The organism is Alphaproteobacteria bacterium (assembly GCA_018662925.1).
GTDB lineage: Bacteria > Pseudomonadota > Alphaproteobacteria > 16-39-46 > JABJFC01 > JABJFC01.
This window is the reverse complement of record JABJFC010000056.1, coordinates 1-10303: the sequence shown is the minus strand read 5'-3', so window position 1 is coordinate 10303 and position 10303 is coordinate 1. Positions and strand designations below refer to the sequence as shown.

General features: G+C 43.0%; 11 protein-coding genes. 8 read left to right on the top strand and 3 right to left on the bottom strand.

Features of this window, described 5'->3' with window-relative positions; genetic code table 11:
- Positions 1-197 precede the first annotated feature (197 nt).
- The 8 genes from HOL16_04565 (at position 198) to HOL16_04530 (ending at position 7992) form a co-directional block, all read left to right on the top strand.
- Positions 198-1295 (top strand): hypothetical protein, encoded by a 1098-nt coding sequence (locus tag HOL16_04565; GenBank protein MBT5389965.1) that lies wholly within the window; start codon positions 198-200, stop codon positions 1293-1295.
- 146 nt (positions 1296-1441) lie between these two features.
- Entirely contained in the window at positions 1442-2476 is a 1035-nt protein-coding gene (locus HOL16_04560) for a rod shape-determining protein (protein MBT5389964.1), read from the top strand.
- Between the two features lie 27 nt (positions 2477-2503).
- Positions 2504-3418 (top strand): rod shape-determining protein MreC, encoded by a 915-nt coding sequence (gene mreC, locus HOL16_04555; protein MBT5389963.1) that lies wholly within the window; start codon positions 2504-2506, stop codon positions 3416-3418.
- Positions 3415-3948, top strand: coding sequence for a hypothetical protein (locus HOL16_04550; GenBank protein MBT5389962.1), 534 nt, complete (start codon positions 3415-3417; stop codon positions 3946-3948). The genes mreC and HOL16_04550 overlap by 4 nt, the downstream gene beginning before the upstream one ends.
- Positions 3938-5749: a penicillin-binding protein 2 gene (gene mrdA / locus HOL16_04545; protein ID MBT5389961.1), complete on the top strand. Its 1812-nt coding sequence runs from the start codon at positions 3938-3940 to the stop codon at positions 5747-5749. The genes HOL16_04550 and mrdA overlap by 11 nt, the downstream gene beginning before the upstream one ends.
- Position 5750: 1 nt before the next feature.
- Positions 5751-6884: a rod shape-determining protein RodA gene (gene rodA / locus HOL16_04540; GenBank protein MBT5389960.1), complete on the top strand. Its 1134-nt coding sequence runs from the start codon at positions 5751-5753 to the stop codon at positions 6882-6884.
- A gap of 6 nt (positions 6885-6890) precedes the next feature.
- Entirely contained in the window at positions 6891-7646 is a 756-nt protein-coding gene (locus tag HOL16_04535) for a TIGR00266 family protein (protein MBT5389959.1), read from the top strand.
- Positions 7647-7677: 31 nt separating this feature from the next.
- Positions 7678-7992 (top strand): YbjQ family protein, encoded by a 315-nt coding sequence (locus HOL16_04530; GenBank protein MBT5389958.1) that lies wholly within the window; start codon positions 7678-7680, stop codon positions 7990-7992.
- Between the two features lie 9 nt (positions 7993-8001).
- Here the strand turns inward: HOL16_04530 and cydX are convergent, their stop codons facing one another.
- The 3 genes from cydX to HOL16_04515 are packed head-to-tail and all read right to left on the bottom strand — an operon-like array spanning position 8002 to position 10173.
- Entirely contained in the window at positions 8002-8109 is a 108-nt protein-coding gene (gene cydX / locus HOL16_04525) for a cytochrome bd-I oxidase subunit CydX (protein MBT5389957.1), read from the bottom strand.
- A 14-nt stretch (positions 8110-8123) separates the two neighbouring features.
- Positions 8124-9266 carry a cytochrome d ubiquinol oxidase subunit II gene (cydB, locus tag HOL16_04520; protein MBT5389956.1) on the bottom strand — a complete coding sequence of 381 codons (1143 nt, stop codon included), beginning with the start codon at positions 9264-9266 and terminating at the stop codon, positions 8124-8126.
- Complete coding sequence (locus HOL16_04515; GenBank protein MBT5389955.1) at positions 9256-10173, bottom strand: hypothetical protein; 918 nt, start codon at positions 10171-10173, stop codon at positions 9256-9258. Before HOL16_04515 ends, cydB begins: the two co-directional genes overlap by 11 nt.
- Positions 10174-10303: the final 130 nt, after the last annotated feature.

Genomic DNA, 10303 nt, shown 5'->3' with positions numbered 1-10303 from the left:
TTCTCTCGCCTATGCTGCTTTCTTAGCTGTTCTTCTTCTGATTGGCTTAAAAACGTCTTCATAACAATAGCTTATAAGGTAATGCCTCCTAAAAGTCCATACTTTTATTCACGAAGGGTATAGAGTTCAAAGGGACACATGCGGAAGCCTTAATTAATCACAAGGACAGGGCGAGAGTTTGGAAAAGAATCATAGGAATGCTTAGCCTTGATAAAATTTCTGAATTTTATGAGGTGCTCAAAAGGCCTACGGAGACATGGCGTTATGATTTTGAAACCGCAAATGTGCTGAAGCACCTTAGAATGGTCAAAATGTTTCGAACAGAAATGGATACAAACTACCAATCCATGAAACCAGAATCGGGGCATGCCATTGAGTGGGTAAAACGAGCGCTCGCTTTTGGTATTCCTGCAACTTCTATTCCAACACTATTTGTTTTATTTCAGTTTTTGATGGAAGATGCTTCAATATATCTCCTGGGATACGACTATCTCCATCGCTCTGTACAGGAGGCCGTAGGAGGGGTCATTGTTGGGACACTCCCAGCCATCATTGGCACGGGAGTCACTTATCTGGTCAGTGCTTATTCATGGCTAGAACTTGGTAAACATATTATAGGGAATGAGCCAAGTGCGGGACATGTTGCACGTGGGATAGGGTACGTACATCTTTTAGATAGTTTTATATGGGCACATATAAAAGCTCTACTCGTTTATGTTCCCTATATTAGTTATTGGGGACTTGATTCTTATGGAGCTTTAATTGTTTCGGAACCTGAGGAGATAGCAAGGAATGCGCTTATTCTGGGAAGTGGTCTCTTTCTATTTCCAGCAGTGGTGCCTGTGTATACGGTTCAATTTGAAAGCCCTGGGGTGAAGGTAGGTCAATTTATTCTGCGAGTTGCAGCTGCGGCAGGTTCACTCTTGGAGAGAGGCATTAAACGTGTTGTAGGAGATGTAGATGAAGCAGCTGATGCAGAAGCAGCTCCTAGCCTAGGAAGGAGAATAGCAGGTTGGCTTGCCCGTCCTGCAATTTGGGTGCAGCGATTTGAATTGGGTAGGTTTGTGAATGACTATTTTCATGAAGTGGTTGCGGTCGCAGGTCCCGACGAGGCAAAACAGCTAAACAAGTTTTATGGGGAGGTTGAGAGAGAGTATGACGAAATTTATTTTGACGGAGATATTTACTATACCCCTGTTTCAAGTGCTCCTGAAGAAGTAGAGTTATTGGATGCTGCAGCAGATTCATCTGCTGATAAAGAGGATCATAAGTACGAAGCGCTGCCAGAAGAATAAATTATTGCCCATAAGTGGGATTCTGCTTGCGCACCTGGAGGGATCAAGATATCAGAAAACATGTGTTGCCTCTTATGGCAGAGCTTTTTCTGTGGTACACTTCTTTTTGGTACCGTTTTGGACTTTATAGCGAGATAGTAGCGAACATGTTTTCACGATTACTTGGATTTTTGTCGGCCGATATGGCCATCGATCTTGGGACAGCAAATACACTTGTTTATGTTAAGGGGCGAGGGATTGTTCTGAATGAGCCTTCTGTTGTAGCCATCTCGACTGTAAATGGAAAACAACATGTGCTTGCCGTGGGTGAAGAGGCTAAGCATATGGTGGGAAGGACGCCAGGAAATATCCAAGCGATTCGTCCCTTAAGGGATGGTGTTATTGCTGACTTTGACGTCGCAGAGGAAATGATTAAGCACTTTATTCATAAAGTCCACAACAGACGTAGCTTCACGAGCCCGCAAGTCGTTATATGTGTCCCGTCAGGATCCACAGCTGTGGAGCGTCGTGCCATCCAAGAGTCCGCAGAGAGCGCCGGAGCGCGAAGTGTTTACTTGATTGAAGAACCCATGGCCGCAGCAATCGGGGCAGGGCTTCCTGTAACCGAACCTACTGGGTCAATGGTCGTGGATATCGGTGGAGGCACCACCGAAGTTGCCGTGTTGTCATTAGGTGGCATTGTTTTCTCAAGGTCTGTTCGTGTAGGTGGTGATATGATGGATGAGTCCATCATTGGCTATATCCGGCGTAAGCATAATTTGTTGGTTGGAGAAGCCAGTGCCGAGCGTATTAAAAAAGAGATAGGGGCCGCTCTAGTTGAAGAGGGTGAAGAGAAGCAAGAAATGCGTATTAAAGGGCGTGATCTTGTGAAAGGTATTCCCAAGGAAATAATTCTAAATTCGAAAAACATTGCTGAAAGCTTGTCAGAGCCAATTACGAACATTGTTGAAAATGTTAAGATTGCTTTGGAAAATACAGCTCCTGAACTTTCAGCAGATATTGTTGATAAAGGGATTGTTTTGACGGGAGGAGGATCTCTTCTAAAGAATCTTGATCTGGTGTTGCGTCAGGCAACAGGGCTACCGGTAACCATTGCAGAGGATCCTCTGACATGTGTTGCGCACGGAACAGGGCGTGCTCTCGAAGAAATGAAAACTTTGAAAAGTGTTCTTATAAGTTAAAGTTGATAGTGTGGATAAGGGGGAGATTTGTCTCAAATTTCCGCAAAAGAAAGTAATACCTTACGTAGAATAAACCTTTCGTCATCGTTTAAGGGATTTTCTTATCGTGTTTCATTTCTGCTGTACTTTTTTTTAGCCGCTATTTTCTTGGTCATCAGTAGCATAAGTCCAGGTTTTGTGGGATCTGCTCGTGAATTTATTTTGGATTTTTCCACCCCAGTTCTCGAGGTGGTGGCTGCTCCTTTTCATCTTCTAGATAGAAGCATTCAAGACATGACACATATGGTTACTGTACGTGAGCAAGTGCAGGAGCTTCAGAAAGAGCGACTCGTCCTGCTGAATTGGAAAAGAAAGGCTGAAGAATTAAACTTCGAAAACAAAAAGTTGCGGGAGATTATAAATTATACTCAGGATGGTCCACGAGATATTATCCCTGCAAGAGTTGTCTCTAATCCAGGAGGTGTATATCTACGAAACATCATTCTGAATGCTGGAAAAGAAAATGGCATTAAGAAGGAATATCCGGTTACCAATACAGAAGGCCTATTGGGACGGATCATTGAAGTGGGCAATACCTCTTCACGAGTCCTTTTGATAACGGATATCAATTCACGAATACCGATTGTGACTGAGCGTAGTGGCGTTAATGCTATTTTATCAGGTGACAATTCTGATTTTCCCCATCTTACATACGTATATAAAACTTCCTATGAGGATTCTCCAATAGAACTTGGTGAGCGCGTTTTTACATCAGGGTATGCAGGTGTTTTTCCACCGGGTATCCCTATTGGTGTCGTTGTGAGGCGAGATGATGGTGAGATGGTCGTTCATCCATTTGTTGATCTTGACCGACTAAGTTTTGTAGCTGTGGAGCAATATGTGCCCGTGGATGTCTCGAGTGTTTTGCCAGCTTCTTTACAAGAGTGGAAGTGGCAAGAATGAAGCTAAATCGGGCGACTCTCTACTTATTCCTGAGTGACTTTCAAGGAAAAATTGTCCCTTTCACAACACTTTTAATAGCTCTATGTTTCGACTTTGCTCAGATTCCAGGTGTATCCTTCATATCACCTCAACTTGTTTATGGCGTTCTATTTTTTTGGATTCTCTATCGCCCAGATTTGCTTCCGTTTGGTTCTCTTTTTGTCATCAGCATATGTGCTGATGTTCTAAAGGGGGCTTTGCTCGGATTAACGGCGGTAGAGTGGTTTGTATTTTACCTTGTTATTTTGCCCCAAAGAAAGCTTCTGATTAAGGCATCATTTTTCATGGTGTGGAGTGCCTTTAGTCTGCTTGTTGGTTTATTGCTTTTTTGTAAATGGCTATTCTTTTCAATGCTAAGTGGCCATATTTTGTCTGGAATTCCCGTTTTATTTCAAGCCCTTCTTACGTTGTTGTTATATCCTTTCATGAGTTGTATTCTTATTTTCATTCAAAAACTATTTATTGAGAGATTCACTCAAAATGATTTTTAGAAATGAGAATCCAAAGACTCTCTTAAATCGACGATCCTTTCTTTTAGGTGCTGCACAAATCGCAGGTTTGAGTCTTCTATCAGGAAGACTTTATTATTTGCAGATTTTAGAACGGGAAAAGTATCATTTATTGGCAGAAGACAACCGATTAAGTGTGCGTTTACTGGCACCTGAACGGGGAAAAATTCTAGATCGACAAGGTTTAACAGTGGCAGCGAGTAAAGCCAACTTTCGTCTTATGATTGTTCCAGAGCAGGTGGGAAAGAATATAGTAGAACCCCTGCAAAAAATTTCAAAAATCATAAATCTTTCCCCCGACTCATTGGAGAAACTTCTTAAAGAAATCAAGAAAAAGCCCAGATTTCTGCCGACCGTTATTCAGGAAGGTTTACTATGGAAAGATGTGGCAAAAATTGAAATGTCTCTCTTAGATTATCCCGGATTTTTCATTGAGGAAGTGCAACAGCGCTACTATCCCTTTAAAGAGTTTGGTGCTCATATACTCGGGTATGTTTCGGCTCCAACGGAAAAAGATGAGGAAAAAAAGGGAGCTTACCTTTCAGCGGCTGGCATAAAAGTGGGAAAAAATGGCCTTGAGAAACTTCATGACAACAAACTTCGAGGGCTTGTTGGATCGCGTCAGGTGGAGATTAATGCGCGTGGGAGATTGATTCGAGAAATTTCCAGGCAAGTTCCAAAAAAAGGGAAAGATTTAAACTTAACCATCGATTTTGAGCTACAAAAACATGCCGTCTCTCTCTTGAGCAAACATGAAAGTGCCGGTGCTGTGGTTATGAATATTCACACGGGTGAAGTACTATGTATGGCTTCACATCCTGCGTTTGATGGCAATTTATTCACCAACGGAATTTCCCATCAAGATTGGAAGGGACTGCTTTCAGATCCTTATAACCCTTTAACCAATAAAGTTATCCAGGGGCAATATGCTCCAGGTTCCGCCTATAAGCTTGTGGTGGCTCTAGCGGCATTGGAAAATAATATTGTAGACGTGAATACAAATTTTTATTGCCCAGGTCATGTTTCTTTGGGTGGACGGCGCTTTCATTGTTGGAAGCGTGGAGGACATGGAAAAGTTGATTTTCTTGAAGCCATATATCGTTCATGTGATGTTTATTTTTATGAGCTTGGCAAGCGTTTAGATATAGATGCCATTGCGAGTGTGGCACGGCGACTTGGGTTTGGAGCATTATCGAACATCGGACTACCGGATGAAAAGCCGGGCTTGGTTCCTACTAGGGCGTGGAAAAAAGCAGCTTTAAAGGAAAGTTGGTATCCTGGAGAATCTTTGGTTGCATCGATTGGGCAGGGATACGTTTTGGCAACTCCCCTCCAACTGGTGGTTATGTTGGCACGAATTTCCAACGGTGGATTTGCTGTTGAGCCTCATTTGATAAGAGGAGAAGCTGAGCCAGCCTATAAACAGCTTTCTTTTTCTCAGGCTAATTTAGATTTGATTGTGAAGGGGTTGGAGATGGTCAGTAATGTTCCTCGGGGCACTGGCTATCGTACTCGCATCACAGAAAAAGGTTTGGAAATGGGAGGTAAAAGTGGAACAACTCAAGTCAAGCGCATAACAATGGCCGAGAGGCGCGCAGGCGTTCGAAAGAATGCAGATCTTCCTTGGAAATTTAGAGACCATGGCCTTTTTATTGGCTTTGCCCCTATCAAATCGCCTCGTTATGCGGCTGTGGTTATAGTGGAACATGGTGGATTTGGAAGTACCGTAGCGGGTCCCATCGTACGTGATCTTTTGTTAATGGCACAAAAAAGGAAGCTGTAGAATGTCGAGTCTTTCAGGATCGCTCTACTTCAGAAAACTACTTTGTCTAAGATGGAGTGTCGTTTTCATTATTTGTCTGATTGCTTCCGTTGGTTTTATCTCCCTCTATTCAGCTGGCGGAGGAAGTTTTTCACCGTGGCTGTTTCCTCAGCTTATTCGGTTTGGAGTTGGCCTTGCCTTGATGTTGTGTATAGCCAATGTGGATCCAAAATTTTGGTGGGATAAAGCTTACCTTATTTATCTAGGATGCTTTCTCTTATTGATTTTAGTAGAGGTGAAAGGGGCCATCGGTATGGGAGCACAGAGGTGGATAAATTTGGGGGTCATCCAAATTCAACCATCGGAACTCATGAAGCCGGCTCTCGTGTTGGCTCTTTCCAGATATTTTGGACAAGTCGTTAACCACCATCACAAAGGGCTTTTTGCGGCGATTCCCCCTCTTGTTCTCATAGGTCTTCCAGCCATTTTGGTCTTGCGCCAACCTGATTTGGGCACGACGCTTCTTTTATGTTCCATAGGCATGATTCTTTTTTTTATGGCGGGAGTACGGACTTCGTTACTTCTTGCTGGCGGCGTTCTTAGCTTAGGGAGCATTCCTTTCATTTGGCATTTTTTGCGGGAGTACCAGCAGAATCGTGTCTTAACTTTTTTGAATCCTGAGAGAGATCCCTTGGGAACTGGATATCATATAATTCAGTCTAAAATCGCACTGGGCTCAGGAGGCTTTTTTGGGAGAGGATATCTTAAAGGAACGCAAAGTCACTTGAACTTTTTGCCAGAAAAGCAGACTGACTTTATTTTTACCATGTTTAGTGAAGAATTTGGTTTTTTGGGGGCGATGATTCTCTTGGGACTGTACGCTCTTCTGATATTTTATGGATTTATTATCAGTTTTAGAGCGGACGATTTATTTGGTCGCTTTGTGGCTATTGGTATTACCTCAACCTTGTTCATTTATGTTTTTGTAAACGTGGCTATGGTGACGGGCCTGGTTCCTGTGGTGGGCATTCCTCTTCCATTCGTTTCTTATGGGGGATCCGCCTTATTGACCCTCTTGATGAGTTTTGGTTTTCTGTTGGGGATTGATCTGCATCGCAGCAAGAAAAAGTGGAAATGGAAAAAATCTCTAAAATAAGTTAGAATGTATCTAACAGGGGGAGAGATTGTTATGGGAAACAAACTAAAATCAAAAGTTCTGGGCGGCGATTTGCAATTCGTAGAAATTGAACTTGCGCCAGGTGAAAGAGTTATGGCCGAAGCAGGAACCATGATGTACATGGAAGATGGCATTTCGTTTGAAGCAACTATGGGAGATGGCACCCATCCAGACGAAAGCATGCTGTCAAAGTTAATGCATACGGGGGAGCGTATCCTCACAAAAACGTCAATTTTTCTTTGCCATTTTACTAATAACGCCAAAGAGCCAAGACGTGTAGCTTTTTCGGAACCGTATCCTGGCAAGATTGTTCCGTTGAGTCTTAAAGAGATTCAAGGAGAGATAATCTGTCAAAAAGATTCTTTCTTATGTTCGGAGGAAGGAACTGAAGTCTCCATTGCTTTTGCAAAGCGCTTAGGGGCAGGATTTTTTGGAGGCACAGGTTTTATTCTGCAAAAACTTATTGGGCAGGGAGATATCTTTGTTCATGCGTGCGGTGATGTGGTGAAACATGAACTAAAAGATGAAAAGCTCTTAGTCGATACGGGCTGTCTTGTGGCGTTTACAAAAGACATTGAGTACGACATTCAAAGAGCAGGTAATTTGAAGTCCATGTTTTTCGGGGGAGAAGGATTTTTCTTGGCTTCGCTTTCTGGAACAGGAACTGTGTGGCTACAATCCATCTCATTTGCACGATTAGCAGAACGCATTGCGGCAAAAGGGCTTGCACACTCACACTAATTTGAGTTTATCACGCAAATAGGAGGTTGGTATGAAAATTACAACCCAAGATATGTTCAGTGATCAGAAGATTAAAAAAACTCTGGGACTCGTTAAAGGTAATACGGTTCGGGCGCGGAATATTGGAACAGATTTACTTGCGGGACTTCGAGGGATCATCGGAGGAGAAGTGGGAGGATATACAAAGCTTTTGATGCAAACCCGCGAACAGGCTGTCAAACGAATGTTGGATGAAGCTGACGAAATTGGGGCTGATGGTATTGTTTGCGTCCGGATCACGACTTCCAATGTTGCACGGGGGATGATTGAGATAGTCGCCTATGGAACGGCGGTCAAACTTAGCTAGAGAAAGAAGTTAGCGCCGATTTTTTTTGGCATCCTCTTTAAGTTCAAACCACATAGCATTTAGGATTGCAAAAGAGCAGGCTAAGCCAAGACCTAAAACCCAACTAAAGTACCACATATTTTTTCCCCTTATTAGTAGGCGTTAATTTCTTCATCCTTTAGAGATTGAGGGGTTACTTTCCCTCTCAAAACTCGAAATACCCAGGATGTATATATGAGAATGATAGGAACAAATATAACGGTAGCAATCAGCATGATGAAGAGAGTGAGCTGGCTGCTAGAGGCGTCCCAAACGGTAAGGCTATGATCTGGATCTGTTGCAGAGGGTAACAGGAAAGGGAATAGACTTGCTCCGGCCGTCGTAATGATTCCTGTGATGCACAATGCACTTGTGATAAAGGCTAATCCAAATTTTTGGACTCTAGACAATACAAGTGTTAAAAGTCCTGCGAGATAAGCTACCAATGGAATGAGGAAGGCTCCAGGGTAGAGCTTGTAGTTCTCTAACCAACCTCCAAGATTGCGTGTTACAGTTTTTGACAAGGGGTTAGAGGAGGCATCATGAAGCATTTGAGTAGAAATAGTGTATCCCTCAATTCCAAAAGCTAACCACAATCCTGCTAAAGAAAAAAGAATGAGAGTTAAAATGCCTGCATAAAATGCGACTATTTGTGCCCGATTAGAAATGGGGTTTTCTGTCTTCAAGGCAAGGTAGATACCGCCATGCATGGTGACCATGGATGTGCTTACAAGTCCACACAAGAGCGCAAAAGGACTCAAAAGTTGCCAGAAGCCTCCTGTATAGTGGGATCTAAGAGTCTCATCAAAATGAAAGTCTGCTCCTAGAAAGAGATTTCCAAAGGCGACGCCAAATATGAGCGGTGGCACGGCTCCTCCGATGAATAAACATATATCCCAGACAGATCTCCATGTTTTGTGGGGCATTTTACTGCGGAATTTAAAGCCGACGGGTCGCAAAATAATGGCAAATAGGGCGATGAAAATAGCAAAATAAAATCCTGAAAAGGAGACCGCGTAGACGTAGGGCCAGGCAGCAAATATGGCTCCTCCACCCAGTATGAGCCATACCTGGTTTCCTTCCCACACGGGGCCAATGGTATTAATTATAATGCGGCGTTCGGTATCTGTTTTTCCTACGAAGGGCAATAGAGTTGCGACTCCCATATCAAAACCATCCATAACGGCAAAACCTATAAGGAGGACTCCTAATAATGCCCACCAAACGAGACGAAGGATTTCATAATCAATAAGCATGGGCTTTTCCTCCTTTAGGGGCGAGTGCCTGCTGTGGGCCGAGCTTTATATATTTTTTCATCAGTAAGACATCTACGACAGCAAGAATTGTATAGAATGTGATGAAGGCTATTAGAGTTATCCAAACACTGGAGCTATTCAATCCTGATCCGCTCAAGAAAGTGGGCAAGATGCCATCAATGGTCCAGGGTTGTCGACCATATTCGGCAACGACCCATCCAAGTTCAGCAGCAATCCAAGGTGTAGGAAGACTTAAAATAGCCACTCTTAAAAAATTGGGGTGGCTAAGCAAAGTTCCTCTGGAGGCAACGTAAAAGGCGAATCCAAAGAACAGGATAAAATAAAATCCTAAGCCAACCATTATACGGAAACTCCAGAACAGCGGAGCTACTCTTGGAACGGTATCCCAAGCGGCTTGGTCTATTTGTGAATCGGTCGCACTGATCACATCATCGGTATATTGCTTCAAGAGAAGGGCATATCCTAAATCCTTTGAATGTTGCTTCAAAGTTAATTTAGAAGACTCTTGTGCTTCGGGGGAACGCAAGTTCTTTAGTGCTCCATATCCTATCATGCCGCTACGGATTCGTTGTTTTCCTTCTTCAACAAGTTCCACAATTCCTTTAACTTCTCCATCTAAGGATCGTGTAGCAATGAGGCCTAGGGCCCAAGGAACAGTAACTTGGTAATCTGTTTTTAAATTCTTTTGATCTGGAATGCCAAAAATTGTAAAAGATGCTGGGGCCGGCTCAGTTTTCCACATGCCTTCTATGGTGGCAATTTTCATTTGTTGATGGGTTGTGATTGTATAGCCACTTTCGTCTCCGAGCACGACAACTGACAAAGCGGATGCTAGACCAAAACTTGCGGCAACGACAAAGGATCTTTTGGCAAATTCTATACCCAAAACGAATCAAAGTGCCGATTTCAGTAATTGAAAATCATCATTGATGCGATCCACCATATCGTGGGAAATTTTTGGCCAAGTGATTTCAAAAAAGTCCATGATTGATCTTCGAAATTCTTTTGCAGAAGTA